This window comes from Streptomyces sp. NPDC031670, from assembly GCF_055580545.1.
The window spans coordinates 160,488-186,637 of record NZ_JBVILC010000007.1 but is presented as its reverse complement, the minus strand read 5'-3'; the positions used below and the strand labels follow the sequence as shown (position 1 = coordinate 186,637).

Below are 26,150 nucleotides of genomic sequence, written 5' to 3'. Positions count from 1 at the left end.
ATGCCGAGGGTTCGGCGGAGGTTCACCTCCATCATCGCGCACCCTCGCGGCCCTCCCCTGCGTCCTTCGGGGGTGGGTGCACGCGCGCGCCCACGACCACCGTACGGTTGAACACCTGAACGGGGCCCGACGGGGCCCTGAAGAAGAGATGGAGAGGGTCCGGAGATGCAGCACCCCGCGCCTCGGCCCCGCTGGTGGACCGAGCTGCCGCTCATCGCCATCGTGTATGCCGCCTATTCGGCGGGCCGACTCCTGGTGAGCGGCGACGAGTCGCAGGCCGTGGACCACGGTCTGGCGATCCTGCGCATCGAGAAGTACCTGCACCTCAACGCCGAGCACCCGCTCAACCGGCTCTTCACCCGCACCCCCTCCCTCGGCATACCCGCCGACTTCGCCTACGCGTCGCTGCACTACCTGGTGACGCCGGCGATCCTGGTGTGGCTCTTCCGGCGCCGCCCGGTGCGCTACCGCGCCGCCCGCACCTGGCTGATGCTCTCCACCCTCATGGGCCTGATCGGCTTCTCGCTGCTGCCGACCTGCCCGCCGCGTCTGCTCGACCCCTCGCACGGCTTCGTCGACACCATGGCGCAGTACAGCTCGTACGGCTGGTGGGGCGGCGAGGCCAGCGCACCGCGCGGCATGGGCGGCATGACCAACCAGTACGCGGCGATGCCGAGCCTCCATGTGGGCTGGGCGCTGTGGTGCGGGGTGATGCTGTGGCGGTTCGGCGGCCGGCGCTGGACCCGGGTGCTGGGCGTCGCGTACCCGCTGACCATCACGTTCGTGGTGATGGGCACCGCCAACCACTATCTGCTCGACGCGGTCGCCGGGGCGGTCGTGATGGGGCTCGGACTGCTGCTCTCCCGGCCCGCGATGCGGCTCGCGAACGCGGTGCGCGCCCGTGTCGCACCCGGCTCGTTCGCCGCACCGGCCCCGATTGTCAGTGCCGGATGCAAGACTTCCCCGGGTGAGCGAATCCCAGGGCAGCGCGCGTCCGACGACTCCACCGCGGGAGCGGGCGACAGCCATTCGTCAGCGGCTCGCTGAGCTGCGCGGTCCCACCACCGTGCCGCGCCCGCTGGACGCCCGGGCGCTGGCGGCGCTGGCCGCCAACCCGGGCTGCCGCCGCCGCGCCCTGCTCGACGGAGCGGGCGTCGACAAGGGCGCGCTGGCCGAGGCGCTGGGCTCCCCGTCGGCGGCGTTCGGCCAGTCCCAGTTCGCCATCGCGCGCGGCAACACCTTCGAGGCCCGGGTGAAGTCCGACGGCGGTACGGAACTGCTGCGCCTGCTGCACGAGCGCACCGGCGGCGAACCGCCCAAGGACGCGGCAGTCCCCGACCTGGCGGCGGCCGGTCCCGAGGGCCGGGCCGCCCGCACGGCGCTCGCGCTGCGCGAGGCGACGGCGTCCGGCGGATGGACGCTCCTGGACCACCCGATGCTGACCCTCGAGGTGGCGGGCTCCCCCGCCTACCTGGAGCCGGACGCGGTGGTCATCGCCCCGGACGGCCGCTGGACGGTCGTGGAGATCAAGTCCTTCCCGATGATCGACGCGGCGGCCGACCCGGCCAAGGTGGGCGCCGCGGCACGCCAGGCGGCGGTGTACGTACTGGCACTGGAGCGGGTGGCGGGGCTGGTGGGAGGGCCGCAGGACACAGCCTCCCCGGCCCCCGCCGTCGCGCACTCGGTGCTGCTCGTCTGCCCCAAGGACTTCTCCAACCTGCCGACCGCCTCCCTGGTGGACGTGCGCAAGCAGTTGTCGGTGACCCGGCGCCAGCTGGCCCGGCTCACCCGGATCGAGGAGATCGCCGACGCCCTGCCGCCGGGCGCCAGCTTCGCGCTGGACCGGCCGGCCCCCGAGCTGGTGGACACGGTCGAGTCGGTCCCGGCGACGTACGCGCCGGAGTGCCTGGCCGCCTGCGAGCTGGCCTTCCACTGCCGCGAGCGGGCCCGCTCCGTGGCCGCGGTGACGGCGCTCGGCCGCGGCCTGCGGGCCGAGCTGGGCGGGCTGACCAGCGTCGGCGCGGTCCTGGACGCGGCGCGCGGCCATACGGGCGACCCGGCCGACCCGGCGGTGGCGGCGCTGCGCAGGGCGGCGGCCCTGCGGGCGGAGGCCCTGGAGGGCGCGGCCACCGGAGGCGCGGTATGTCGCTGATCGCCACCCTCGCGCGGCTGGAGGCCGTCGAGGCCGGACGGGCCGCGCCGCTGGCCACCGTGCGCCACCGGCATCTGTCCGAGCGGCCTCTCGTGCTCGTCCCGCTGACCACCTCCGGAGAGGCCGGGGCGCCGCTCGGCGCGCTGGTGGGGACCGACCGCGAGGCGCCCCGGCTGCTCGTCGTGCCGCAGCCGCGCGACCGCGAGCTGCGGTTCGCCTTCCTCGCCGAGCTCGCCGACGCCGTACTGCCGCATCTGGACGCGTACGCGGACGAGGTGGAGGCCGCCGAGCGCAACGAAACGGACCCGGAGACCGGCAAGAAGGTCAAGGTCGAGGTCGAGCTGTGCGCCGACGCGCCGCAGATCGTGGTGCCGGGCCGGGCCGCCGTCGACTTCGTACGGCTGCTCGGCCGCTCCATGCGCTTTCGCCGGACCGCCGAGCAGGACCCGGACACCCCGCACCCCGCGCCGCCGCGCGTCCCGCTGCTCGGCCGCTGGCTGACGCACTACGGGGAGCGCGCCCGCGTCCCCGGCTCCGCGCTGCTGCTCGCCGCCACCGATCTGCTCGCCCGGCACTGGGCGACCGGCCAGTCCGGCCTGGAGGACCAGCACCTGGGGGCGCTGCTCGCCTGGATCGACCCGCCCGAGGGTGCCACGGGCGCCGAGGCGGCCCTGCGGGCCGAGCTGGCCCGCGACCGGGACGGCCAGCTGCTGTGCCCGCCCGCGGGCCCGGCCACCGACCCGGCCTTCGACAACAAGCTGCTCGCCCCGGCGATCGACCGCTACGACCGGGCCCGCCAGGCGCTGTCCGCGGCGCAGGACGGCGAGGCGGCCGACGCGCGCCTGGCCGCCCTGACCCGGGCCGAGCAGGAGATCCGCCGACTGGTCGGAGGCCAGCTGCGACCCACCTGGGACGCGGTGTGGCGCTCCCTGGACCTGCTGCGGGAGCTGCCCGAGGCGCCGCGCGCGGCGGACCGCTGGACCCGCGACCGCTGGTCGTTCACCGCCCACCGGGACCGGGTGCGGGCCGGTGAGCCGCCGCAGCCCCGCCGCGACGACGCGGTGACGGCGGCGGCCAAGCTCGCCTCGCGGGAGAGCGCCCAGGCGCAGCTGGAGGCGCAGGAGGCGCTGGACGACCCGCTGGTGATGGCCGGGCGGCGCCTCGCGGGCGAGGCGTTCGCGGGCGAGGTCGTCGAGGTGGTGATGGCTTGGTCGGAGTCGAAGCGGCCGAGCCCGCGCCCGCTGGTGACCGTGCGCACCGGTGACGCGCCGCACCTGGCCGAGCGGGCGAAGGTGTTCCGCTCGCTGGACGGCAAGCCCCAGTCGGCGGAGTTCGTGGGGTACGAGCGGGACGGCTCGCTCGTGCTGCGCCTGCTCGACAAGATGGGCCGGAGCAAGGACCCCGCGCCCGGATCGGTGCCCGAGAAGGGCGACCGGGTGTGCTGGACGCTCTTCGAGCACGACCAGCGCGGCGGCCCGAAGCTGCCGGACCCGGAGGCCACCCCGTGGACCCACGGCGGCCCGCCGGGCACGGACGTGGAACACCCCGACCCCCTCACCCCAGAGGACCTGCTGTGATCCGTGCCGAGCGCGGCTTCGACCCGGGTACGGCGGCGGCCGAGGCCACCGGGAGGATCCTCCACGACACCCTGCACGCCGAGGCCCGGGGCGTCGTCGTGGACTCGCCGCCGGGCGCCGGCAAGTCGACGCTCGTGGTGCGCGCGGCGCTCGAACTGGCCGCCGCCGGGCGCCCCTTGATGGTGGTGGCGCAGACCAACGCCCAGGTCGACGACCTCGTCCTGCGCCTCGCCGAGCAGCAGCCGGAGCTGCCGGTGGGCCGTCTGCACAGCAGCGACGCCGACCCGTACGACAAGGCGCTGGACGACCTGGCGCACGTACGCAAGTCGTCCAGGGCCGCCGATCTGGCCGGTCTGGACATCGTGCTGTCGACGGCCGCGAAGTGGGCGCACGTCAAGGACGTCGAGCCGTGGGCGCACGCGATCGTGGACGAGGCGTACCAGATGCGCTCGGACGCGCTGCTCGCCGTGGCCGGGCTGTTCGAGCGGGCGCTGTTCGTGGGCGATCCGGGCCAGCTGGACCCGTTCGCGATCGCGGACTCCGAGCAGTGGGCGGGGCTCTCCTACGACCCGTCGGCGAGCGCGGTGACGACGCTGCTCGCCCACAACCCCGAGCTGCCGCAGCACCGGCTGCCCGTCTCCTGGCGGCTGCCCGCGTCTGCGGCGCCGCTGGTCTCCGACGCGTTCTACCCGTACACACCGTTCCGCAGCGGTACGGACCACGGCGACCGGCGGCTCTCCTTCGGCGTCCCCTCCGACGGCTCGGCGCCGGACCGGGCGCTGGACGAGGCGGCCGAGTCGGGCTGGGCCCTGCTGGAGCTGCCGGCGCGGCACACCCCGCGCACCGACCCGGAGGCGGTACGGGCGGTGGCCCAGGTGGTCCGCAGGCTGCTCGACCGGGGCGGCGCGGCGACCAGCGAGCGTTCCCCGGACCCGGCGCCGCTGACCGCCGCCCGGGTCGCCGTCGGCACCGCCCACCGCGACCAGGCGGCGGCCGTGCGGGCCGCGCTCGCGGAGCTGGGGGTGAGCGGGGTCGCGGTGGACACGGCGAACCGGCTCCAGGGCCGCGAGTTCGACGTGACGGTCGTCCTGCACCCGCTGTCGGGGCGCCCGGACGCCACGGCGTTCCACCTGGAGACGGGCCGCCTGTGCGTCCTGGCCTCCCGCCACCGGCACGCCTGCGTGGTGGTGTGCCGGGCGGGCGTGACGGACCTGCTGGACGAACACCCCTCGACCGAGCCGGTCCAGCTGGGGGTCACGGTGAAGTTCCCGGACGGCTGGGAGGCGAACCACGCGGTCCTGACGCATCTGGCGGAGCACCGGGTGCGGTGGCGGCCGTGACCGGCGCTCCGGCTCCTGCCTGTCCGGCGGCGAGCACCCCGCCGGACCGCCGGACGGAGTCCGGCACGCCGCTGGAAGCGGCCCATGGTTGCAGCCCCGGACGGCTGGGAGGCGAACCACGCGGTCCTCACGCATCTGGCGGAGCACCGGGTGCGGTGGCGGCCGTAGGGGGCGCGCGGACGGCGTGAGGCCCACTTGCGGGGCGCGGGACAATGGAGGGTGGCCCGGGGCGAACTCCGGGCCGCTGAACTGCGGCAGGAGGAGACCCGATGGCGGAGTCCGAGCGGAAAGAGCAGCGGCTGAGGCCGGCGCCGTTGCTGTTCGAGCCGGCCGAGGCCGCCGCCGACCCGGAGCACTTCTTCGCCCTGGAGTCGATCGACGACCCCCGGGAGCTGCTGTCGCGCTCCACGGAACTGGCGCTGGCGTTCCGCGCGGCGGCGGACCGGGCGGTGGAGTTCCAGGCGATCGCGGCGGCCCAGCTGGCCGACCCCCGCCGCTTCGACCGCCTCACGGCGGCGGACATCGCCGAGCGGGCGCAGTGGACCGAGGACTACGCGAAGAAGATGGTCGAGTTCGGCCGGGATCTGTCGCGGGGGGAGCGGGGGTAGGGGGTGGGGTGGGGGGTTCGTCTGCGGGTGAGTGGGTGGCTGGTCGCGCAGTTCCCCGCGCCCCTCAGGGGGTCGGCCGCAGCCCGAGCAGTTGGCTCAGCCACAGGCTTGCAGGGGCGCGGGGAACTGCGCGAGCAACCCACCACCACCCGCACCCAAACACCGGGCAACCCCACGGGCATATGCCACCGGCCGCGCAAGATACTCCTACCCGCCCCACCCCGTCCCGGTTTCCGGCAATCCGCCCAGACGGGGGCGCCGCGACCCGTAGACCTATGACCCATGAGCATCATGCGGCGCGACGAGGCCCTGCTCCCCCATGACGGTGCCGGGGAGGTGACCCCCGAGGGCGCCGCGTGGCTGGCGTCGGCGAGCTCGTACCCGCGCAGCACCCTCGCCCTGTGGGAGGACCGCCCGGACGCCCCCGTCGTGCTCCCCTGCGGCTCGGTCTTCGACGTGGTCGGCGTACCCGCCCTCTTCGGGCGCCGGATGCTGGACCGGCTGTGGGGCGAGGGCGCCGGCTCCGGGCCGGTCGCCCGGCACCGGGGCAGGATGCTGCTCTTCGCCACCCCCGGCACCGCCCACCGCCTGCCCGCCCTGCTCGGCTGGGAGGAGTGGGCCGAGGTGCCGCCGCTGCTCTGCCACGGCACGGGCGACGCGGTCACCGTGCCCGGCATCGGCCGCCCCGGCACCGGCCGCCCCGGGGACCCCGGCCGCCCCGGCGCCGCCCGCTGGCTGATCGCCCCGGACACCCGCCACCCCAGACTGCCGGGCCCGGACGTACTGCTGTGGGCATGCGTCCGGGCCGCCCGCGACAGCGCCCCCGCCGACCGGCGCTTATCGATTTTTCCTCCCGCCGATCAGGGTGCTAAGGTCTACGACGTCAGCAGGCGCCGCTAGCTCAGTTGGTTAGAGCAGCTGACTCTTAATCAGCGGGTCCGGGGTTCGAGTCCCTGGCGGCGCACAGACGGAGAAGGCCCCTCGCGCGAGCGGGGGGCCTTTTCGTATGCCCGGACGGGTCCGCCGGGTACGCCCGGGGCGGAGCCGTCGCGCCTACGGCGTGACCTTCACCGTCCAGCCCCCCGACCGCGTCCGCCCCGTCGCCTCGATCCGGATCCCCTCCCCCGGCACGGTGAACGTCTCGCCCACGTTCAGCGGCGCGTCCGCGAGCGCCGGGTAGACCGAGCGCTCCCAGCACGCCCCCGTATTGGGGTGGGTGTCGAGGACCTCGACCGGGCCGGTGCCCGACGCCGTCTCGCTGCGGACCCGGTAGATCAGCAGCCCCGACGTACAGGTCGTACGGTCGTTGCCCGCCGAGTTCCGGGCCTCGATGGCGACCGCGCTGTCCTGCGAGGTCCGCACCACCGCGAGCCGGACGCCGCCGTGGCCCACCCGCGCGGGCGACTCCGAGAGCGGCGCCAGGGTCAGGCGTGAGGACCCGCGCGTCGCCACGCACGCCACCTGGCGCCGGTCCAGCCACCCCAGCTTCCACTTCTGCCAGCCGAACAGGTCCGGGGCCATCCCGAACTGGCTGCCCATGACGTCCCAGTCGCCGACGTACGTGTCCCAGTCGCCCTTGCCGTCGACCGGGCGGTGGTAGAGGTCGGGCAGGTCGAAGACGTGCCCGGTCTCGTGCGCCAGGACATTGCGGTCCGGCGGGTGCTGTTCGAAGACCGTGACGACCCGCTTGAGGTCCGTCCCGTCGACCCGCAGCGGCTGGTCGAAGTTGACGACCTTGGTGGCGTCCGAGTCGACGCCCGGCGCGTCCGGGTCCGCGACCAGGTAGACGATGTCGTACGCGGAGAAGTCCACGCCCGGGTCGGCGGCCGTGACGGCGTCGCGCAGGTACTCGGTGCGCCGGTCCGGGTCCCAGTCGCGCTGTATCCGGTAGGAGGTGGACGGCTTCGGCATCCGCACCCACTCCGGCCGTGTGTCGGCCTGGAGCCGGAACTTCCCGTACGAGGCGCGGGCGAAGAAGTCGCTGGTCGCGGGGAAGTAGTCGGTGGCGATGTCCTTGGGGGCGGCCACGGGCACCGAGTCCGGGAAGGAGAGGAAGACCATCACCGCCCTGAGCGTGCGCACCGGGCGGGGATAGGCGGTGTTCCAGGTGTCCACTCCCAGCGAGTGGTGGGCCGCGGTGCGGGGCAGGGCGCAGGGCATCGCGGATCTGGCGGCCACGGCGGGGCCCGCCACGAGGGTGGTGGCGGCGACCGCGGTCAGGGAGGTGAGCGCGGCGGCGGCACTGCGCAGCCGGGCACGCTCCACTCCCCCGGGTGTCAGCTGACGCTCCACGTCGACCTCCGGGTACGGAATGCGGGACACCTCACCCACCTTGTGGTGATTTGTGTGATTACGCCCTGTTCCGCTGCCCCAGGCGGGTGAGGGGCCCGACACCAGCCCGACACCCCGACGCCTTACAGAAAGTCACAATTGGTCACTTGTGAATCGCCGCTGGCCAGGCACGTGCAGAAACGATCGGCCTGTGCTCCCGGGTGCGCATGATCACGACTGTGGAGCTGGCTCGGCCATTGCGCCTGCCTCTATGATCGGCACACTTTCCTGCGTGGATTCAGCCTCGGACGGCTGTCCTCCACTCGGCCGACGGCCCCGACCACATCTCTGTACGACTCGAATGCACAGCGGGAGCGAGCGGTGAGCGGAACCCCCGAAGGACCGGGAGCAGCCCCCGGGACCATGCGGCCACCGGTCACAGAGCGTGATCTGGAGGGGCCGCTGGGGCCCATGGGACGACCGCCCGAACGTCACGCGGTCGGGCGCACCACGGCCGAGCCGCGCGACTACCGCGCGGCGTTCGACGCGGCCCATCTGGCGATGGCCGTCGTCGACCGGGACGGCACGGTGACCGCCGTCAACCACGCGCTGGCCGAACTGCTCGGCTCCGCGCCCACCGAGCTGTGCGGCCAGGCCGCCGCCGACCTCGTCGACCTCGCCGCCGACGCCCGTACTTGGCACATCTACCAGGACGTCCTGCACGGCAGCCGCTCCCGGTTCCGCTGCACCCGCCGCCTCAAGCACCCCGACGGGCACTCGCTGTGGGCCGAGGTCACCGTCTCGCCGGTGCGCGACGGGACCGGAGCGCTCCTCTCGATCACCGACATCAGCGACCGGCGCGAGCTCCAGGCGCGGCTGCGCCACCTCCAGATGCACGACCCGGTGACCCGCCTGCCCAACCGGACGCTCTTCTTCGAGCGGCTCGCGGGGGCGATGGAGGCGTCCACGTACGGACGCGGCGGCACCGGCCGGATCGGGATCTGCTACCTCGACCTCGACGGCTTCAAGGCCGTCAACGACACGCTGGGCCACCGCATCGGCGACCGGCTCCTGTCGGCGGTCGCGGCCCGCCTCACGCACTGCGCCGACCAGAGCGGCTACGCCCGCAGCGGCGGCCATCTGGTGGCGCGCCTGGGCGGCGACGAGTTCGCGGTCCTGGTCGAGGACTCGACGGGGACCGAGCAGCTGGCGGATCTGGCGAAGTCCGTACTGGCGGTGCTCCAGCAGCCGTTCGACCTGGCCGGGCAGCGGCTGTCGGTCTCGGCGTCCATCGGCGTGGTGGAGCGGGCGGTCGCGGGCACGACGGCCACCGGTCTGATGCAGGACGCGGACACGACCCTGTACTGGGCCAAGGCCGACGGCAAGGCCCGCTGGACCCTCTTCGACCCCGAGCGCAACGCGCACCGGATGACCCGTCAGGCGCTCTCCTCGACGCTGCGCCCGGCCGTGGAGCGGGGCGAGTTCGCGCTGGAGTACCAGCCGCTGGTGGGGATGGCCGACGGATCAGTGGAGGGCGTCGAGGCGCTTGTCAGATGGAACCATCCACAGTTCGGCACACTGGCGCCGAATCGGTTCATCGGAATTGCGGAAGAAGACGGCTCGATCGTCCAGCTCGGCCGCTGGGTCCTGCGCACGGCCTGCCGGCAGGCACGCCGCTGGCAGATCGAGCACCCCGGGGTGCCGCCGATCTTCGTCAGCGTGAACGTGGCCGTGCGCCAGGTCTGGGACTCCGACCTGGTCGCGGACGTGGCGGAGATCCTCGCGGAGACGGGCCTCGCGCCGCACCTGCTGCAACTGGAGCTCACGGAGTCCGCCGTGATGGGCTCGGCGGGCCGTCCCCTCCAGGCCCTCCAGGCCCTGTCCGACATGGGCGTACGGATCGCCATCGACGACTTCGGCACGGGCTACTCGAACCTCGCGTACCTCTCCCGGCTGCCGGTCTCGGTCCTGAAACTGGACGGCTCCTTCGTCCGGGGCTTCCAGTACGACGAGGGCGGTACGCATCCCAACCCCGCCGACGAGACGATCGTCGAGGCACTGGTGCAACTGGCGCACCGGCTGGGCCTGAAGGTGACGGCGGAGTGCGTGGAGACGTCACACCAGGCGGGGCGGCTGCGGCGGATCGGGTGCGACACGGGGCAGGGGTGGTTGTATTCGCGGGCGGTGGGGCCGGGGTGTATCGGGACGATGCTGTCCGGGGGGTGCGGGGTGCCGCAGTAACGGGGTTCGTCCGCGGGTAAGTGGGTGGCCGGTCGCGCAGTTCCCCGCGCCCCTGGTCGGCCCGGGGTTCGTCTGACCGTCCGGTGGGGGCTGGTCGCGCAGTTCCCCGCGCCCCTGGGTCGGCCCGGGGTTCGTCTGACCGTCCGGTGGAGGGTTGCTCGCGCAGTTCCCCGCGCCCCTGAAGGGGCCGGTGTTCGCCTGCCGGCCGGTGGGAGGTTGCTCGCGCAGTTCTCCGCGGCCCTGGGTACCTCCTGGTCGCCGCACCTCCAGCCCCCGTCCGTCGATCGGGGCGGAGCCCGTTCTTGAGGGGCGCGGGGAACTGCGCGACCAGCCCCCACTCACCCGCGGACAAAATCGAGGAGCGGGGGTCCGGGGGCGGAGCCCCCGGCAAGAGAAAGCCGCCCCACCCCCGGCACGGGGTGGGGCGGCTTCCCCCCGAAGGGGGCTCTCGGCTCACATCAGCACGCGCCCAGGTCCTGCCACACCCCCCACTCACCCGTCGTCCCGGGCTCCTCGCCCTGCGTCCACCACTTGGCCTTCCAGGTGTGGCCCTTGTGGGAGACCTGCGCCCCGCCCGTGTACGTACCGCCCTTGTCCCAGGCCGCGGCCGTGCAGCCCGTCGTCGGCGGAGTCGTCGGAGGCGTCGTGGGAGGCGTCGTCGGCGGCGTGGTGGGGGGAGTCGTCGGCGGCGTCGTCGGGTCCGGCGTCGAGGACGGGGACGAGCCGACCGCCGTGACGATCTGGTTCAGGAGCGTCGTCCGGTCGTCGAGCCCGAGCAGCGAGTACATCATCGCGCCCGCGAGCCCCCGGCTGTGCGCGTAGTCGGCGCGCGCCTGGATCGACTTCTGGTTCAGGCCGGTGAAGAACTCGCCGTCCTTGTAGAAGTAGGACGCCTTCGCCCGGTCGTCCCAGTACGTCGTCGCCGCGTTGTCGACGATCCCGCCGAGCTCCTTGTAGTGGGCGATGCCCGGCTGCTGGCTCAGCGGCCGTGCGCCCGAGGGGCCGGTCGCCGTCTGGGCGAGGCCGCCCGCGCTGCCCGCCGGGACGCCCTTCCAGCCGCGGTAGTAGAACTCGTACCCGAGGGTGAGCTTGTTCGCCGGGAAGCCGCCCGCGATGCCGTACGCCGCGTTCCCGTCCAGCCAGGAGTCGACCGCGTTGGCGATCGAGTACTTCTGGGTGCCCGGCTTGATCACGTCGGTCGGGTCGTCGGCGCCCGAGTACAGCGGCGACTGGTGGTACGTCGGCCCGTCGCCGTCCCAGGCGCCGTGCATGTCGTACGTCATGACGTTGGCGTAGTCGAGGTACTGCCCGACCTTGTCGGTCTCGATGTTCTTGATCTTGTCCTGGCCGGCCGGCATCGCCGCCGTCAGCAGGTACTTCTTGCCGCCGTGCGCGGCCCCGTAGGCGTCGAGCTGCTTGCGGAACTCGGCGAGCAGCAGCGTGAAGTTCTGCTTGTCCTCGGGCGCGTAGTGGTTGCCGAGGTGGCCGTCGGGCGAGCCGGGGTACTCCCAGTCGATGTCGATGCCGTCGAAGATCCCGGCGGCGGTCCCGGGGCCGCCGAAGCCTCCGTCGACCGGCAGGTCGCCCTGGATGTACTGCTTGACGCAGGACGCCACCAGCTTCTTGCGGCTCGCGTCGGTCTTCGCCGCGTCCGAGAAGTACTTGGAGTAACTCCAGCCGCCGATCGATATGTTGATCTTCAGCTTCGGGTACTTCGCCTTGAGCTGCTTGAACTGGTTGAAGACGCCGACGATGGGCTGGTTCCAGGTGTCGGCGGTCCCGCTGACGCTGTCGGCCGCGCCGAACGACTTCTGGTAGTCGGCGTAGGAGTCGCCCGCGCCGTCACCGGCGCTCGCGTTGCTGTCGTCGCCCGCCGCCTTGTTGGCCTCGAAACAGGTGAGGTCGGTGGGGTGGATGTTGGCGAACGAGTAGTTGATGACGTCCAGCTTGCCCGCGATGCCCCGGGTGTCGAGGTGCTTGGGGTAGAAGGCGTTCCCGTACACGCTCCACTGGTCGTAGTACGCGATCTTCACGCCGCCCGTGGAGGCGGCGACCGTCTCGGTGCGGCCGGCGGAGGCGGCGCCGGCCGGGCCGAGGCCCGCGAAGGCGGCCAGCGCGCCGGCGGCGAGCGTCGCGGTCGTGAGGGCTGCGGCTAGAGGTCTGCGGACGGGCACGGTCGGCCTCCGGGGAGCTGAGCGGAACGGCGGTTGCAGCAGTGATAGCGATCACTCCGGGGCCGAGTCAATGGTCTGAACCAAATTGAGGACTAGACCAATTTGGGAGCGAAACCGCTTGTCAGCGCGGTGGACCTTACGCACGAACCGCCCGCCACCATCGGTGACGAGCGGTTTAAGGGTGTCTTATGGATCTTGGGTGGGGCCGTGGCCGGGTTGGACCACCGGCCTTGCGGAATTCAGGATTCACCGGTGCGCGGGCACCGCGCGAGGCTTCGGGCGCTCGCCGCGGGGGCGCCGGTGGACTACGCCGTGGGCGCCCCGTAGACGTCCGCGATCAGTTCGTACGAGCGCAGCCGCACCTCGGGCCCGTGCGCGTTCGCCGTCAGCATCAGCTCGTCCGCGCCCGTGCGCTTCTGGAGCGCGTCGAGTCCCTCGCGCACCTCCTCGGCCGTCCCGGAGACCACGTTGGCCAGCCAGCCGTCGACAAACTCCCGCTCCAGCGCACTGAAGGAGTACGCCGCCGCCTCCTCGGGCGTCGGCACCAGACCGGGGCGGCCGGTGCGCAGCCGCACCATCGACAGGGCGTTGGTGAGCGTCTGGCGGCGGGCCTCCTCCTCGGTGTCGGCGGCCAGCGCGGAGACGCCGATCAGCGCGTACGGCGCGGCCAGCACCGCCGAGGGCCGGAACGACTCCCGGTAGAGGTCCAGCGCGGGCACGGTGTTGGCGGCCGAGAAGTGGTGCGCGAACGCGAACGGCAGGCCCAGCATCCCGGCGAGCCGGGCGCTGAAGCCGGAGGAGCCCAGCAGCCAGATCGGGGGGCGGCCGGTGGGTCCCTGCACGGGGCCGGGCACGGCGTGGATACGGGCGTAGGGGTGCCCGTCGGGGAAGTCGTCGTCCAGGAAGCGGGTCAGCTCGGCCAGTTGCTGCGGGAAATCGTCCGCGCCTTCGTTCAAGTGGTCGGTGCGGCGCAGGGCCGCCGCCGTCGCGCCGTCCGTGCCGGGCGCGCGCCCCAGGCCCAGGTCGATGCGCCCGGGCGCCAGCGCCTCCAGCGTGCCGAACTGCTCCGCGATCACCAGCGGGGCGTGGTTGGGCAGCATCACGCCGCCCGAGCCGAGCCGGATGCGCTCGGTGTGGGCGGCGAGGTGGGCGAGGATGACGGCCGGGGACGAGGAGGCGACGCCGGGCATGGAGTGGTGCTCGGCGACCCAGTGGCGGGTGAAGCCGCGCCGCTCGGCGAGCCGGGCGATCTGCACGCTGGTGCGCAGGGCCGTGCTCGCGGTGTAGCCGCTGCCGACCGTCACCAGGTCCAGCACGGACAGGGGCACGGGCGCGCTGCCGAACGCCGTCCCTCGAATGTCGTCCACGTCCACCGGTCCGCTCCTCCAGTTCGTGCCGTACGGATACACCGAAGCCAACTGGAGGCGGTCTCCGTTTTATTCCCGGCCACAGGCATCCGCCGGGCCGCTGTCGATCAGCAAACCCGGGTACGAACCCGGGCATGACCGAGCCGACGACAGGCCTCACCACCTCCCTCGCCGACCTGACCGCCCGTCAACTCAGGGCCGGATACGGCCGGGGCGACTTCTCCCCGCTCGACGCGGTCCGCGACGTACTGGAGCGGATCACCGCCGTACAGCCCCGGATCAACGCCTTCGTCCGGGTCGACGCCGAGGCGGCGCTGGCCCGGGCCGTGGAATCCACCGCGCGCTGGCGGGCCGGGGAGCCGCTGGGCCCGCTCGACGGGGTGCCGGTGTCCGTCAAGGACGCGCTCCCGGTGGCCGGCGGACCGACCCTGCGCGGCTCCACGCTCCCGGCGGGCCCCGGGCCCTGGGAGGTGGACGCGCCCGCCGTGGCGCGGCTGCGCGAGCACGGGGCGGTGCTGGTGGGCAAGACCACGATGCCCGAGTTCGGGTGGAAGGCGGTCACCGACTCGGCGCTCTCGGGGATCACCCGCAACCCGCACGACCCCTCCCGTACGGCGGGCGGCTCCAGCGGCGGCAGCGCGGCGGCGGTGGCGGCCGGGGCGGCGCCGCTCTCCCTCGGCACCGACGGCGGCGGCTCGGTGCGCATTCCCGCCTCGTTCTGCGGGGTCGTCGGGCTGAAGCCGACGTACGGGCGGGTGCCGCTGTTCCCGCCGAGCCCCTTCGGTTCGCTGGCGCACGTCGGGCCGCTGGCGCGGGACGCCGCCGACACGGCGCTGCTGCTCGACGTGATCAGCGGCGCCGACTGGCGCGACTGGTCGGCGGGCGAGGCCGCCCGGCCCGTCTCCCCGTGCCTCGCCGAGGGCGTGAAGGGGCTGCGCGTGGCGTACTCGCCGTCCTTCGGCGGCCAGGTGGCCGTGCGCCCCGAGGTCGCGGCGGCGGTACGGGCGGGCGTGACCCGGCTCGCCGGACTCGGCGCCTACGTCGAGGAGGCCGACCCGGACTTCGCGGACCCGGTCGCCGCCTTCCACACCCTGTGGTTCACGGGGGCGGCGCGCGTGGCCGCCCGGGTCCCCTCCGAGCGGCGCGCGGCCCTGGAGCCGGGGCTGCGGGACATCGCCGAGCGGGGCGCGCGGTACTCGGCGCTCGACTACCTGGCCGCGCTCGACGTGCGCGCCGAGCTCGGCCACCGGATGGCGCGTTTCCACCGCACCTACGACCTGCTGGTCACCCCGACCCTGCCGATCACCGCCTTCGAGGCGGGCGCGGAGGTCCCCGAGGGGTCCGGGCTGCGCCACTGGACGGGCTGGACCCCGTTCACGTACCCCTTCAACCTGACCTGCCAGCCGGCGCTCACCGTCCCGGTCGGCACGGACGCGGCGGGGCTGCCGATCGGCCTCCAGCTGGTCGCCGCGCGCCACCGCGACGACCTGGTGCTGAGGGCGGCGCACGCACTGGAGAGCTGAGGGAGCCGGTCGGTACGCATGGGGGCGTCGATCCCGGGTAGCGGCGCCGCCATGGTTCGAGCAACTGCACGACGAACGTTTCTCGCCGGGGGTGTCGGCGTGGCCCTGGCCGCCGCCGGCTGCTCCCGGGTGCCCGAAGGCGACGCGCTCGGGCGCCTCAGATCGCAGGGCACGGTACGGCTGGGAATCGCCGGAGAGGTCCCGTACGGCTATGTCGACGAGGACGGCCGGTTCACCGGCGAGGCACCGGAACTGGCCAAAGTCATCTTCAAGCGGCTCGGCATCGACCGCGTCCAGCCGGTGGCCACCGACTTCTCCTCACTGATCCCGGGCCTCAACTCCCAGCAGTTCGACGTCGTCTCGGCCGGGATGTACATCAACAAGGAGCGCTGCGCGCAGGTCCTCTTCGCCGACCCCGAGTACCAGATGCTCGACGCGTTCATCGTGCGCAAGGGCAACCCCAAGGGGCTGCACACCTACCGGGACGTGGTGCGCACCCGCGCCCGCTTCGCCACCGGCACCGGCTACGCCGAGATCCAGTACGCGGTCGCCGCCGGTATCCCCGAGAAGGACATCGTCATCCTCCAGGACCAGGTCGCCGGGTTGAACGCGGTGGAGTCCGGCCGCGTCGACGTCTTCGCCGGGACCGCGCTGACCACCCGCGCCGTGGTGCGCAAGAGCAGCCGCGCCGAGGCCACCGCGCCCTTCGCCGCCGTCGTCGACGGCAGGAAGAAGGTCGACGGCGGCGGCTTCGCCTTCCGGCCCACCGACACCACCCTGCGCGACGCCTTCAACACCGAGCTGCGCAAGATGCGCGCCAGCGGCGAACTCTTCCGCATCCTGCGGCCGTTCGGCTTCACCCGCGCGGAGATGACCAACCTCACCGCCAAGGAGCTGTGCCGATGACGGCGGGACTGTGGCAGCACTGGGTGCTGCCGGGAATCTGGATCACCGTCCAGCTGACCGTGTACAGCGCGGCGCTGGCCGCCGCCGTCGCCTTCGGGGTCGGCATGGCCCGTACGCACCGCTCGGTGTTCGTCAGGTTCCTGGCCGGCTTCTACACCGAGGTCTTCCGGGGCACCTCCGCCCTGGTCCTGATGTTCTGGCTGTTCTTCGTGCTGCCGCCGCTGGTGGGCTGGCAGCTGGTGCCGATGTGGGCGGCCGTCCTGGCGCTCGGCCTGTCCTACGGGGCGTACGGGGCGGAGATCGTCCGGGGCGCGCTGAACTCGGTCCCGGCCGCGCAGCGCGAGGCCGGCATAGCCCTGAGCCTCACGCCGTGGCAGCGGATGCGGCTGGTGCTGCTGCCGCAGGCGGTGCCGGAGATGATCCCGCCGTTCTGCAACCTGCTGGTCGAGCTGCTCAAGGGCACCGCGCTGGTCTCGCTCCTCGGCGTCGGCGACGTGTCGTTCGCCGCGTACCTGGTCCGCCTCGCCACCCAGGACAGCGCCCGGATCTACGGCGTCACCCTCGTCATCTACTTCGTCCTCGCCCTCGGGATCACCCGGGGCATGAAGGCGCTGGAGCGCCGCACCAAGGCCAATCTGGGGGTGACGGTCAAGTGACGCACTCGGTCTCGGCCCAGGCGGCGCAGTCCTCCTGGGACTGGTCCGCCGTCGGCGACTTCATGCCGCGTTTCTGGGACGGGGTGCTGGTCACCCTGGAAGTCCTCGCGCTCGGCTCACTCATCTCGTTCTCGCTGGGGCTGGTGTGGGCGCTCGGTCTGCGCGCCTCGTCCCGGGCGGTGCGGTGGCCGGTGACGGCCGTCACCGAGTTCATCCGCACCACCCCGCTGCTGGTGCAGTTGTTCTTCCTGTTCTTCGTGCTGCCCGAGTGGGGCGTGCAGTTCTCCGCCCTGACCACCGGCGTCCTCGCCATCGGGCTGCACTACTCGACGTACACCGCGCAGGTCTACCGGGCCGGCATCGACGCCGTGCCCCGGGGCCAGTGGGAGGCGGCCACCGCGCTCAGCCTGCCCGCGCACCGGACCTGGCTGGCGGTGATCCTGCCGCAGGCGGTCCGCCGCGTCGTTCCGGCGCTCGGCAACTACGTCATCTCGATGCTGAAGGACACCCCGCTGCTCGCCGGGATCAGCGTCCTGGAACTCCTCCAGCAGTCCCGTCTGGCGGGCGCGTCGACCTTCCAGTACACCGAGCCGCTGACCGTCGTCGGCGTCGCCTTCGTCCTCATCGCCTATCCGGCTTCCCTTCTCGTACGAGCCCTGGAGCGCCGCCTTGCCCGCTGACCTCTCCCCCGCGTCCGCCCCCGCCTCCCCCGCCACCCCGCCCGGGGCGCCCCTGATCACCTTCGACAACGTCACCAAGCGCTTCGGGTCCACCACGGTCCTGGACGACCTGTGCTTCTCGGTGCGGCCGGGGCGGCACGTCACGCTGATCGGCCCGTCCGGCTCCGGCAAGACCACCATCCTGCGGCTGCTGATGACCCTGGAAACACCCGACTCCGGGACGATCCAGGTCAATGGGGACCGACTGTTTCCGGCCGCCGAGAGAGAGCGCCGGGAGGCCCGCAAGAAGATCGGGATGGTCTTCCAGCAGTTCAACCTCTTCCCCAACATGACCGTCCTGAGGAACCTCACCGAGGCGCCGGTGCGGGTGCTCGGGCTCTCCCCCGACGAGGCCGAGGCACGGGCGCGGGAGCTGCTCGACCTGGTGGGGCTCGCCGACCGCACGGACGCCAGGCCCTCCCAGCTCTCCGGCGGCCAGCAGCAGCGGGTGGCGATCGCCCGGGCCCTGGCCATGCGCCCCCAGGTGCTGCTTCTCGACGAGGTGACCTCCGCGCTCGACCCGGAGCTGGTGGCCGGGGTCCTCGACGTCCTGCGGGACATCGCGACGACGACGGACATCACCATGCTCTGCGTCACCCACGAGATGAACTTCGCGCGCGACATCTCGGACGAGGTCATGATGTTCGATTCCGGGAAGGTCATCGAGTCGGGTCCGCCGGAGAAAATCTTCACGGCGGCCGAGCACGAACGTACGCGCGAGTTCCTGGGCGCGGTGCTCTGACCTCACCTTCCGGCCAGAGACCTTTCCTCTGGCATATGCCATACGGATGCGCCCCAGCGTGCGGGCCGGGGCGCATCATCAATCTCGTCAACACCCCCACCGGAACGGGGTCTTGGCGGCTATCGTGGAACGGTGAAGCTGTCCACCTTCGCAGCCTCGACCTGCTAGGGGGAAACCGTGGCGCTGAAGCCCGAGCCGACCGCGCCGTTCCACTCGGTGCAGTACGCCTTCCGCGTCCTGGAGACGATCTCCAAGCACGCGAGCGGAGTGACGGACGTCCAGATCGCACGAGAGACCGGTCTGCCGACCGCCCACCTCGCCTCCCTGCTGCTCATGCTCCGCTGCGAGGGCTACGTGGAGCAGGTGAGCGACGGGGCGTACGTCATCGGCGACTCCACCGTCCTGCTCGGCTCCGGCGTGGTGCGCCAGCAGGCCCTGGAGGCCAAGCTCCAGAGCACCCTGACCGAACTGCGCGACTCGGTCGGCGCGGCGGTCTACATCAGCCGGTACATCGACGGCGAAGTCAAGATCACGCAGTACGCGGACGGGCCGCGCGCCCCGAAGGTCAACGAGTGGGTGGACTTCCGCTCGGCGGCCCACGCCAGCGCGGTCGGCAAATGCCTGCTCACCCAGCTCGACCAGAACGGCCGGCGCGACCACCTCGCCCGCCACAAGATCGCCCGGCTCACTTCGCGGACCATCACCAACGAACGCGTGCTCTTCAGCAAGCTGGACAGCCAGCCCGCGACGGTCCCGGTCCTCGACCTCCAGGAGTACGCGGTGGGCACGGTCTGCGCGGCCGTCCCCCTCACGGCGGGCGCGGCGGTCGGCTGCCTGGCGCTCTCCCTCCCGATCGAACACGCCCACCGACTGCGCTCGGCGGCGGACACCCTGAACCGACGGGCGGCGCCCGTGGTGCTGTCGCTGGCGATCTAGACGTTTCGTTTCCGTGATCCGCCGGGTGGCAGGAGCACCCCGGCGGACCAGGTAGTATTTTCTCTGTCAGCAGGCGCCGCTAGCTCAGTTGGTTAGAGCAGCTGACTCTTAATCAGCGGGTCCGGGGTTCGAGTCCCTGGCGGCGCACAGACAGCAGAAGCCCTTCGCGAAAGCGGAGGGCTTCTTGCGTTGTCCCTACATGTTTCCGGCCCACGGCGAACACGCTTGGCGTACCGCCCTGGGCGCGTAATGCTGATTACATGATTACAGCCGAACAGCACGAGCAGCTTCGCGGCTGGTTCTCCGGCCGCATCCCCGAGGGGCTCTACGAGAGCCTGGTCGAGGTGACCGTCGATCGCGAGGAGATCACCGTCATCGGACGCGTCCCCGAGCCGGCGCTCGCGGACGACGTCTCCCCCGCCGAGCGCACCGCCGCCCTCGACGGCCGCGTCCAGGAGTTCCGCGAGCGCACCCGCGACGAGCGGATCGCCGTCGCCCGCGACGCCGAGCACCGCTACGGGCGCAAGGTGTCCTGGGGTGCCGAGTGCGGTGGTCGCCGGGTGATGTTCACCCAGGTCGCGGCCCCGGTCATGACCCGGCTGCGCCAGCCCGAACGCCAGGTGCTGGACACGCTGGTGGCGGGCGGGGTGGTCCGCAGTCGCAGCGAGGCCCTTGCCTGGTGCGTACGGCTCGTACAGAGTCACACCGACGACTGGCTCGGGGAGCTGCGCGACTCCCTGGAGCGGGTACGCGAAGTCCGCGCCCAGGGCCCCGACCGCGCGCCGGGGCCGGCCGAGGAGGAAAACGCATGAGCGACGCTCCGGGGATTCCCAGCGTCTACGAGTGGATGGGCGGCCAGGAGGCACTGGACCACCTGACCGAGGTCTTCTACGGGCATGTGCACAAGGACCCGGTCCTGGCGCCGGTGTTCGCGGCGGCCCCGCCCGAGCACCCCCACCATGTGGCCGTCTGGCTGGCCGAGGTCTTCGGCGGTCCCGCCGAGTACACCGCGGCCCACGGCGGCCACGACCGGATGGCCGGGCGCCATCTGGGCCGCGGCATCACCGAGGAGCAGCGGCGGCGCTGGGTCTCCCTGCTGATGGACACGGCGGACGAGGTGGGTCTGCCGGACGACCCGGAGTTCCGGGCGGTGTTCGCGTACTACATCGAGTGGGGCACGCGGATGGCGCTCGTCTACTCCGGGCCGAACCCGCCGCCGGTGGAGGGCACGGGCGCCACGGTGCCCAGGTGGGGCTGGAACCAGACCCCGCCGTGGCAGCCGCGGGCCTAGTTGCCCGGAGTTCGTCCGCGGGCCGGCGGGGGGCTGATCGCCCAGTTCCTCGCGCCCCTACAGGCCTGGCCCCGTATCGCATGGTCATCGCGGTACGGGGCCAGGCCTTCTGCCGTAAGGGGCGCGGGGAACTGCGCGAGCACGCCCCACCGGGCGCCGGACGAACCACACCACCACTCCATACACATGTCCTATACATTCGTTCTAGACGGCCGTATTAAACAGCCGTACAGTTCCTGTCATGACGCACACACCGAGCACGAACCTCCGCGCGGGCCGCAAGGAATGGACCGCCTTCGTCGTCCTGCTGCTGCCGCTCCTGCTGGTCTCGATGGACGTCTCCGTCCTCTACTTCGCGATCCCCTCGCTCACCCGCGAGCTGGACCCGAGCGCCACCCAGCAGCTGTGGATCTTCGACATCTACGCCTTCGCGCTCGCCGGACTGCTGATCACGATGGGCTCGCTCGGTGACCGGATCGGCCGCCGCAAGCTGCTGCTGATCGGCGCGGCGGCCTTCGGCCTCGCCTCGGTGACGGCGGCGTACGCGACCAGCGCCGAGATGCTGATCGCAGCCCGCGCCCTGCTCGGTGTCGGCGGCGCCACCCTGATGCCCTCCACCATGGGGCTGGTCCGCAACATGTTCCGCGACGACAAGCAGCGCGGCCAGGCGATCGGCATCTGGTCCGGCGCCATGGCCGGCGGCATAGCACTCGGCTCGGTGATGAGCGGCGTGATGCTGGAGCACTTCTGGTGGGGCTCGGTCTTCCTGATCAACGTGCCGGCGATGCTGCTCCTGCTGGTCCTCGTCCCGGTCCTGGTCCCCGAGTTCAAGGACCCCGCGCCGGGAAGGTTCGACCTGCTGAGCGTGCCGCTGTCGATGGGCGCGGTGCTGCCGGTGGTCTACGGGCTCAAGGAGTTCGCCGCCGAGGGCTTCAGCACGGCCCGGCTCGTCTCGGTCGCCGTGGGCCTGCTGATCGGCTGGGTCTTCGTCCGCCGCCAGCGGACCCGGCAGGACGCGATGATCAGCCGTGAGCTCTTCCGCGACCGCGTCTTCGGCGCCGGGATCTCGCTCAACGCCGTCGCCGCCTTCGCGATGATGGGCTCGGCGTACTTCACCACCCAGTACCTCCAGTCGGTGCTCGGCATGGGCACCATGGAGGCGGCCCTATGGTCGATGGCCCCCTCGCTCGCGGTGGGCGTCGCCGCCCCGACGGCCACGGCGGTCGCCGCCAGGGCGGGCAAGGCCCCGGTCATGACGGCCGGATTCGTGATCGGCGCGGGGGGCTACGGCATCCTCGCCCTCACCGGCACCGACTCCCTCTGGCTGCTGCTGACCGGCGCGGCGGTACTGGCCAGCGGCATCGTCGCGGTGATGGCGCTCGTCTCCGACATGGCGCTGGCCTCGGCCCCGGCCGAGAAGGCGAGCTCGGCGGCCTCGCTCCTGGAGACCGGCCAGGAGTTCGGCGGGGCGATGGGGATGGCGGTCCTGGGCTCGATCGGCACCGCGGTCTACCGCTCGGACATGCCCGGCTCGGCCCCGGCGACGGCCCGCGAGACCCTGGGCGCGGCGGTCGCGAGCACCGACCACACCCTGGTGGCGACGGCCCGGGAGGCCTTCGTCCACGGGATGCAGTACGCGGCGGTCGGCGGGACGGTGCTGCTGCTGGTGGCGGCGGGGGCGACGGTGGCCCTGCTGCGCAACACCAGCGCGGGGGTCCCCGCACCCGAGCCGGAGAGTGAGCTGGTGGCGTGAGCCACCGCAGTGCGCGACCGCCGGGCGGGCTCATGACGAGCCCGCCCGGCGGTCGTTGACGTCCCGCCCGCGGACGAGTCCCGGGCGCGCTAGAACTGCACGTCCGAGCAGGCGTAGAAGGCGTTGCCCGTGTCCGCGATCGTCCACACCGCGAGGATCATGTGGCGGCCGGTCCGGCCCGTGGGGAGGGTGCCCTCGTGGGAGAGCGTGGGCGGCGGCTGCTTCCCGTAGAACGGGACGGTCAGGAACGGCTGGGGGTCGAGGGCCGCCCGGGTCAGCTTCTGAGCCGGGTTCCAGCCCTGCTTGGTGAGGTAGTAACGGAAGTCGGTCGTGGCGTGCCGGGCGGTGAACTGCCAGCGGAAGGTGTACGACTGACCGGCCGTCAGCCTGGTCGCCGGCCAGCCCGTGCCGCCGCGCGGGTCGTCGAGCTCGGCGAACCGGCTGTTGCCGCCCGCGCAGAGCGTGCCGTCGGCGGGGCCCCCGGCCGGGAAGCCCTTGGGACCCTCGACCGACTGGGGCTCCCACTGGATGTCGCCGCAGTTGCTCACCGTGCGGTTGGCGCAGAGCTTCTGGCGGCTGAGCGGCTGGTCGGTGTAGCCGTGGCTGTCGGCGCTGGAGGTGGCGAACAGGGAGACACCCGTGGCCGCGAGCGCGACCACGGCCGCGCCCAGCTTCTTCTTGCGCATGCTGACGCTCCTGGAGAACGTGGGGGAGTTCTGGGGCCGTGGCACGCGTGCAATCTGGTCTGGACCAACTCACAGGCTATTCCCGCCAGTTGAGCATGTCCAGACCAATCGCACCGCGGGCCAGGGCCCCGCCGCTCCCCCGCGCTCACACCTCCCGCGCGACGCCCCCGCCCGTGTAGAACGCCACCGTCAGGTCCTTCACCAGCACCCGGCGCTCGTAGTCGTCCAGGTCCACCAGACCGCGCGAGGTGAGCCGGGCCACCGTGTCGTCGACCGCGTCCACCACCGAACTCAGCACGGCGTCCCGGTGCCGGGCGTCGATCGCGGCGACCCGCCGGCGCCGCATCGCCGCCGCCACCTCCGGTGCGTACTCGATCCGGGTCGGCTGGGCCGCGTACACCTCGATCCCCACCGGCTCCGCCTCCGCCTTCAGCAGCCGGGTCAGCGCGTCCCCGACGGCCTCCGCGTCGCGCAGGGTCGGGGCGTCCTCGTGGAAGGCGTCGGCCGGGAGCCGGGAGAGCACCCGGGCCGTCGCCGCCTCCACCTGGTCGCGCAGATAGCCCACGTGGTCCTCGACCGCGAGCGCCGCCCGCGCGGTGTCCCCGACCCGCCACACCACGAGCACCACGGCCAGCAGCGCGGTGCCGTCCGCGTCGACCGCGGGCATCGGCTCGCTGCGCCAGTGCCGCAGCCGTACGTCGACCCGTCGGCGCAGCAGCAGCGGGTTGATCCACACCAGCCCCGTGCGCCGCACGCTCCCCCGGTAGTCGCCGCAGAGCGAGAGCACCCAGGCGCTCCCGACCCGGCCGCGCCCGAGCCCGCCGAAGCAGACCACCACCAGGGCGGCGCCGAGCACGAGGAGCGCCCAGCGCGCCGGGCCCATACCGGCAGGTCCGCCGCCGCGCTCGTACGGGGGCAGTCGCAGCCCCTCGGTCACCGCCGCCGGGAGCAGCCCGGCCGACCAGACGAGTGCCGCGCACCCCGCCAGCGCGGCCAGCCCCGCGACCACCGCCACCATCCCCGGCACCACGGGCCCGTCCCGCTCGACGAGGTCGGGGTCGGACGGCGTGGCGGGCCGCGAGGGCGCCGGCAGGGGCCGCGCCGCCCGCCGGGCCGCGACGGGCGCCACCGGCTTCGGCCCCGGCTGCGGCACCACGGGGGCGGGCGCGGTGTCGTCCCGGAACAGCAGGTGCACCGGGATCTCGGCCGTGGACCCGCCCCTGATCACCGCGACCCGGCGGGCGCCGGGGCCGGGGGCGCCCTGCCCGGGGGGCGTGGGGACGCCCTGTCCGGGGCCTGGGGTGTCCGTCGTCCTGCGCATCGATGCCTCCGTCATGCGAACAGCCGCCGCCAGGTCTCGGGGCCGGGGTAGCCGTCGGCGGCGGCACCGTACCAGCCCTGGGCGCGCTGGAAGGCCTCGACGTTGCGCCGGTCGGCCTCGCTCCAGCGCGGGCCGGGGCCCGAGGTGTAGTACCGCCCGAACCCCTTGCGCAGCAGCTGCCGCCCGAGTTCGGTCACATGGGCGCTGGACTCGCCCGGCCGGAAGTACGCCCGGCCGGGGAAGGCGGGCACCCGCACCCAGCCCGCCTGGACGGCCGCGGTCGGCGCGGCCGGTGCGCCCGCCGGGGGCGGCGGGGCGGCGGGCACCGGGGCCGGGGGTTCGGGCCGGGCGGTCGCGGTGGCCGCCGTCAGGACGCCCGTGGTCCCGTTCGCGGGCGGGATGTCCTTGCCCGCGCCCCGCACGAGCAGGCTCCAGGTCTGGACACCCGGCAGACCGTCGGCGCCGCTGCCGGTCCAGCCCTGGGCGAGCTGGAAGGCCTGGGTCGCCAGGCGGTCGGCGGCGCCCCAGACGGGCCCGGGGCCCTGGGTGTAGAAGCGCTTGCCGCCGCGCGCGACCAGCATCTCGCCGAGGCGGGTGACGTACGGGTTGTCGGCGCCCGGTCCGAAAGCCCCCGTCCCGGGGAAGTCCGTCATGAGCGACACGGTGACGGGCTGCTCGGCGACCGGCTGCTCGGTGACGATGGCACCGCCGTTGCCGGTGCTGAGCCCCTTGTACCGGTAGGGCACATAGCGCGAGGAGTTGGTCCAGTACGCGTACGGCGTGGGCAGTCTGCGGGCGAGCGGCGGCGTCTGCTCGTAGGCGATGTAGGAGGTGTGCGTGTAGTCCGTCCAGCCGCCGAAGATCACTACGTGCGAACCCTTGGTGGGGTTGTCGGGGTTGTGGAAGAGCAGGATGTCGCCGGGCTGGAGCTCCTCCTTGGCGATCCGGACGGAGAAGTTGCCCAGGCTGCCGGTCCACTCGTTGGTGCCCAGGTTCCAGGCCATCGAGACGAACCCGGAGCAGTCCTGCCGGTACCCGTCCGACCAGTACTTCTCCATGCTGTACGGGACCTGCGCCGCCACCCACTTCTTGGCGCGGTTGATGATGTCGGCCCGGGTGACCGGCTGGCGCCCGGGCGGCACCGGCGCCTCGGGCCGCGCGGCGGCGCTCCCGTGCAGGGCGCCGGTGACCCCCTGTTCGGTCACGGGCCCGGGGTCGAGGTCGGCGGTGTCGTCTTCCGGGGCGGCCCGGTCGTGGCCGGCGCCCGGGGCCGGCGGTGGCGCCGGGGCGGCGGTCGCGGTCTGGGCGCCCAGGACCACCCCGGCGGCGGTCGCGAGCACCAGTACGCGGCGGGCGCCGTGGGCCGCCGGGTGGCCGCCGGCGCGCCGTGGGAGGGCGGCCGACCGCCGCCGGTCCGCGCACCCGGGGCAGCCGCACGCGCCGGTCGGCTCGTACTCCTCGAACACCGGCACCGTCATGGGCGTCACCTGCCGCTCTCGGCGATCTCGTGGTCGTTGGCGATCTTCTCTGCGCTTCTGCACGGGCGACAGCTTTCCCACCGTTCGCCTGAACCGCACTATGACGTATGAAAACGGATGAAACGAACATCTCACCGCGTGGCGCCGGTCGGAACCACCCTTCCGAGTCCGGTAGAGTTCTCGGTGTCAGCAGGCGCCGCTAGCTCAGTTGGTTAGAGCAGCTGACTCTTAATCAGCGGGTCCGGGGTTCGAGTCCCTGGCGGCGCACAGACAGCCACAGCCCCCTCACCATCGGTGAGGGGGCTGTGGTCGTTCGGGGGCGCGCGCCCGCGCCTCCCGCGCCGTGCGGCGCGTGACGCTCCCACGGGAGCACCGCCCAGAATCCGCACGCCCTGCACAAGCGCCCCGT

Annotated in this window: 22 protein-coding genes and 3 tRNA genes; 19 read left to right on the top strand and 6 right to left on the bottom strand. The window is 73.0% G+C overall.

Going from position 1 to position 26,150, the window contains the following annotated elements:
• The first annotated feature begins 165 nt into the window (after nucleotides 1–165).
• The 7 genes from ACZ5ID_RS15970 (at nucleotide 166) to ACZ5ID_RS15940 (ending at nucleotide 6,641) form a co-directional block, all read left to right on the top strand.
• The gene (locus ACZ5ID_RS15970; protein ID WP_468897735.1) at nucleotides 166–1,047 is read left to right on the top strand and encodes a phosphatase PAP2 family protein; all 882 of its coding nucleotides are present in this window, start codon (nucleotides 166–168) and stop codon (nucleotides 1,045–1,047) included.
• A complete protein-coding gene (locus ACZ5ID_RS15965; protein ID WP_468897733.1) occupies nucleotides 968–2,152 on the top strand; it encodes a hypothetical protein in 1,185 nt (394 codons plus the stop codon). Before ACZ5ID_RS15970 ends, ACZ5ID_RS15965 begins: the two co-directional genes overlap by 80 nt.
• Nucleotides 2,143–3,729, top strand: a complete 1,587-nt coding sequence (locus ACZ5ID_RS15960) for a hypothetical protein (protein ID WP_468897731.1) — start codon at nucleotides 2,143–2,145, stop codon at nucleotides 3,727–3,729. The genes ACZ5ID_RS15965 and ACZ5ID_RS15960 overlap by 10 nt, the downstream gene beginning before the upstream one ends.
• On the top strand, nucleotides 3,726–5,069 hold the full coding sequence (locus tag ACZ5ID_RS15955) for an AAA domain-containing protein (RefSeq protein WP_406554606.1): 1,344 nt from the start codon (nucleotides 3,726–3,728) through the stop codon (nucleotides 5,067–5,069). The genes ACZ5ID_RS15960 and ACZ5ID_RS15955 overlap by 4 nt, the downstream gene beginning before the upstream one ends.
• Nucleotides 5,070–5,338: 269 nt before the next feature.
• Nucleotides 5,339–5,677 (top strand): hypothetical protein, encoded by a 339-nt coding sequence (locus ACZ5ID_RS15950; RefSeq protein WP_468897729.1) that lies wholly within the window; start codon nucleotides 5,339–5,341, stop codon nucleotides 5,675–5,677.
• A 282-nt stretch (nucleotides 5,678–5,959) separates the two neighbouring features.
• Nucleotides 5,960–6,577: a bifunctional DNA primase/polymerase gene (locus ACZ5ID_RS15945; protein WP_468897727.1), complete on the top strand. Its 618-nt coding sequence runs from the start codon at nucleotides 5,960–5,962 to the stop codon at nucleotides 6,575–6,577.
• A tRNA-Lys gene (locus ACZ5ID_RS15940) sits at nucleotides 6,568–6,641 on the top strand. Before ACZ5ID_RS15945 ends, ACZ5ID_RS15940 begins: the two co-directional genes overlap by 10 nt.
• A gap of 89 nt (nucleotides 6,642–6,730) precedes the next feature.
• Here ACZ5ID_RS15940 and ACZ5ID_RS15935 read toward each other — a convergent pair.
• On the bottom strand, nucleotides 6,731–7,999 hold the full coding sequence (locus ACZ5ID_RS15935; RefSeq protein WP_468897725.1) for a M6 family metalloprotease domain-containing protein: 1,269 nt from the start codon (nucleotides 7,997–7,999) through the stop codon (nucleotides 6,731–6,733).
• 330 nt (nucleotides 8,000–8,329) lie between these two features.
• Between ACZ5ID_RS15935 and ACZ5ID_RS15930 the strand changes: the two genes are divergently transcribed.
• Complete coding sequence (locus ACZ5ID_RS15930; RefSeq protein ID WP_468897723.1) at nucleotides 8,330–10,189, top strand: putative bifunctional diguanylate cyclase/phosphodiesterase; 1,860 nt, start codon at nucleotides 8,330–8,332, stop codon at nucleotides 10,187–10,189.
• Nucleotides 10,190–10,647: 458 nt separating this feature from the next.
• On the opposite strand, the gene ACZ5ID_RS15925 is transcribed toward ACZ5ID_RS15930, so the two are convergent.
• Nucleotides 10,648–12,363, bottom strand: a complete 1,716-nt coding sequence (locus ACZ5ID_RS15925) for a glycosyl hydrolase family 18 protein (protein ID WP_468897721.1) — start codon at nucleotides 12,361–12,363, stop codon at nucleotides 10,648–10,650.
• A 305-nt stretch (nucleotides 12,364–12,668) separates the two neighbouring features.
• Entirely contained in the window at nucleotides 12,669–13,772 is a 1,104-nt protein-coding gene (locus ACZ5ID_RS15920) for an LLM class flavin-dependent oxidoreductase (protein WP_468897977.1), read from the bottom strand.
• 92 nt (nucleotides 13,773–13,864) lie between these two features.
• On the opposite strand from ACZ5ID_RS15920, the gene ACZ5ID_RS15915 reads away from it, so the two are divergent.
• The 10 genes from ACZ5ID_RS15915 (at nucleotide 13,865) to ACZ5ID_RS15870 (ending at nucleotide 22,256) form a co-directional block, all read left to right on the top strand.
• Complete coding sequence (locus ACZ5ID_RS15915; protein ID WP_468897719.1) at nucleotides 13,865–15,253, top strand: amidase; 1,389 nt, start codon at nucleotides 13,865–13,867, stop codon at nucleotides 15,251–15,253.
• A gap of 51 nt (nucleotides 15,254–15,304) precedes the next feature.
• Nucleotides 15,305–16,159 (top strand): ectoine/hydroxyectoine ABC transporter substrate-binding protein EhuB, encoded by an 855-nt coding sequence (gene ehuB / locus ACZ5ID_RS15910; RefSeq protein WP_468897717.1) that lies wholly within the window; start codon nucleotides 15,305–15,307, stop codon nucleotides 16,157–16,159.
• Nucleotides 16,156–16,815: an ectoine/hydroxyectoine ABC transporter permease subunit EhuC gene (gene ehuC / locus ACZ5ID_RS15905; protein ID WP_468897715.1), complete on the top strand. Its 660-nt coding sequence runs from the start codon at nucleotides 16,156–16,158 to the stop codon at nucleotides 16,813–16,815. Before ehuB ends, ehuC begins: the two co-directional genes overlap by 4 nt.
• 62 nt (nucleotides 16,816–16,877) lie before the next feature.
• Nucleotides 16,878–17,495: an ectoine/hydroxyectoine ABC transporter permease subunit EhuD gene (ehuD, locus tag ACZ5ID_RS15900; RefSeq protein ID WP_468897975.1), complete on the top strand. Its 618-nt coding sequence runs from the start codon at nucleotides 16,878–16,880 to the stop codon at nucleotides 17,493–17,495.
• The gene (locus ACZ5ID_RS15895) at nucleotides 17,485–18,276 is read left to right on the top strand and encodes an amino acid ABC transporter ATP-binding protein (RefSeq protein ID WP_468897712.1); all 792 of its coding nucleotides are present in this window, start codon (nucleotides 17,485–17,487) and stop codon (nucleotides 18,274–18,276) included. The genes ehuD and ACZ5ID_RS15895 overlap by 11 nt, the downstream gene beginning before the upstream one ends.
• Nucleotides 18,277–18,453: 177 nt before the next feature.
• Nucleotides 18,454–19,212, top strand: a complete 759-nt coding sequence (locus tag ACZ5ID_RS15890) for an IclR family transcriptional regulator (RefSeq protein WP_406555980.1) — start codon at nucleotides 18,454–18,456, stop codon at nucleotides 19,210–19,212.
• A 73-nt stretch (nucleotides 19,213–19,285) separates the two neighbouring features.
• Nucleotides 19,286–19,359: transfer RNA gene (locus ACZ5ID_RS15885), tRNA-Lys, on the top strand.
• Between the two features lie 113 nt (nucleotides 19,360–19,472).
• Nucleotides 19,473–20,024: a hypothetical protein gene (locus tag ACZ5ID_RS15880; protein WP_468897710.1), complete on the top strand. Its 552-nt coding sequence runs from the start codon at nucleotides 19,473–19,475 to the stop codon at nucleotides 20,022–20,024.
• The gene (locus ACZ5ID_RS15875; protein WP_468897708.1) at nucleotides 20,021–20,503 is read left to right on the top strand and encodes a group II truncated hemoglobin; all 483 of its coding nucleotides are present in this window, start codon (nucleotides 20,021–20,023) and stop codon (nucleotides 20,501–20,503) included. The genes ACZ5ID_RS15880 and ACZ5ID_RS15875 overlap by 4 nt, the downstream gene beginning before the upstream one ends.
• A gap of 241 nt (nucleotides 20,504–20,744) precedes the next feature.
• The gene (locus tag ACZ5ID_RS15870; protein ID WP_468897706.1) at nucleotides 20,745–22,256 is read left to right on the top strand and encodes an MFS transporter; all 1,512 of its coding nucleotides are present in this window, start codon (nucleotides 20,745–20,747) and stop codon (nucleotides 22,254–22,256) included.
• 89 nt (nucleotides 22,257–22,345) lie between these two features.
• Here ACZ5ID_RS15870 and ACZ5ID_RS15865 read toward each other — a convergent pair whose 3' ends face one another.
• From ACZ5ID_RS15865 to ACZ5ID_RS15855, 3 genes are all read right to left on the bottom strand, one after another.
• Complete coding sequence (locus tag ACZ5ID_RS15865; protein WP_468897704.1) at nucleotides 22,346–22,942, bottom strand: lytic polysaccharide monooxygenase auxiliary activity family 9 protein; 597 nt, start codon at nucleotides 22,940–22,942, stop codon at nucleotides 22,346–22,348.
• 145 nt (nucleotides 22,943–23,087) lie between these two features.
• Nucleotides 23,088–24,263 carry an SPFH domain-containing protein gene (locus ACZ5ID_RS15860; RefSeq protein WP_468897702.1) on the bottom strand — a complete coding sequence of 392 codons (1,176 nt, stop codon included), beginning with the start codon at nucleotides 24,261–24,263 and terminating at the stop codon, nucleotides 23,088–23,090.
• Nucleotides 24,264–24,274: 11 nt separating this feature from the next.
• Nucleotides 24,275–25,741: a peptidoglycan-binding protein gene (locus ACZ5ID_RS15855; RefSeq protein ID WP_468897700.1), complete on the bottom strand. Its 1,467-nt coding sequence runs from the start codon at nucleotides 25,739–25,741 to the stop codon at nucleotides 24,275–24,277.
• A gap of 193 nt (nucleotides 25,742–25,934) precedes the next feature.
• Between ACZ5ID_RS15855 and ACZ5ID_RS15850 the strand changes: the two genes are divergently transcribed.
• A tRNA-Lys gene (locus tag ACZ5ID_RS15850) sits at nucleotides 25,935–26,008 on the top strand.
• The last annotated feature ends 142 nt before the right edge of the window (nucleotides 26,009–26,150 follow it).

What these genes read in the sequence shown, in the direction of transcription:
- ACZ5ID_RS15970 (WP_468897735.1), top strand. Translation starts at nt 166, where the DNA reads ATGCAGCACCCCGCGCCTCGGCCCCGCTGGTGGACCGAGCTGCCGCTC.
- ACZ5ID_RS15960 (WP_468897731.1), top strand. Translation starts at nt 2,143, where the DNA reads ATGTCGCTGATCGCCACCCTCGCGCGGCTGGAGGCCGTCGAGGCCGGA.
- ACZ5ID_RS15950 (WP_468897729.1), top strand. Translation starts at nt 5,339, where the DNA reads ATGGCGGAGTCCGAGCGGAAAGAGCAGCGGCTGAGGCCGGCGCCGTTG.
- ACZ5ID_RS15945 (WP_468897727.1), top strand. Translation starts at nt 5,960, where the DNA reads ATGAGCATCATGCGGCGCGACGAGGCCCTGCTCCCCCATGACGGTGCC.
- ACZ5ID_RS15915 (WP_468897719.1), top strand. Translation starts at nt 13,865, where the DNA reads ATGACCGAGCCGACGACAGGCCTCACCACCTCCCTCGCCGACCTGACC.
- ehuB (WP_468897717.1), top strand. Translation starts at nt 15,305, where the DNA reads ATGGTTCGAGCAACTGCACGACGAACGTTTCTCGCCGGGGGTGTCGGC.
- ehuC (WP_468897715.1), top strand. Translation starts at nt 16,156, where the DNA reads ATGACGGCGGGACTGTGGCAGCACTGGGTGCTGCCGGGAATCTGGATC.
- ehuD (WP_468897975.1), top strand. Translation starts at nt 16,878, where the DNA reads ATGCCGCGTTTCTGGGACGGGGTGCTGGTCACCCTGGAAGTCCTCGCG.
- ACZ5ID_RS15880 (WP_468897710.1), top strand. Translation starts at nt 19,473, where the DNA reads ATGATTACAGCCGAACAGCACGAGCAGCTTCGCGGCTGGTTCTCCGGC.
- ACZ5ID_RS15875 (WP_468897708.1), top strand. Translation starts at nt 20,021, where the DNA reads ATGAGCGACGCTCCGGGGATTCCCAGCGTCTACGAGTGGATGGGCGGC.
- ACZ5ID_RS15870 (WP_468897706.1), top strand. Translation starts at nt 20,745, where the DNA reads ATGACGCACACACCGAGCACGAACCTCCGCGCGGGCCGCAAGGAATGG.
- ACZ5ID_RS15865 (WP_468897704.1), bottom strand. Translation starts at nt 22,942, where the DNA reads ATGCGCAAGAAGAAGCTGGGCGCGGCCGTGGTCGCGCTCGCGGCCACG.
- ACZ5ID_RS15860 (WP_468897702.1), bottom strand. Translation starts at nt 24,263, where the DNA reads ATGCGCAGGACGACGGACACCCCAGGCCCCGGACAGGGCGTCCCCACG.
- ACZ5ID_RS15855 (WP_468897700.1), bottom strand. Translation starts at nt 25,741, where the DNA reads ATGACGGTGCCGGTGTTCGAGGAGTACGAGCCGACCGGCGCGTGCGGC.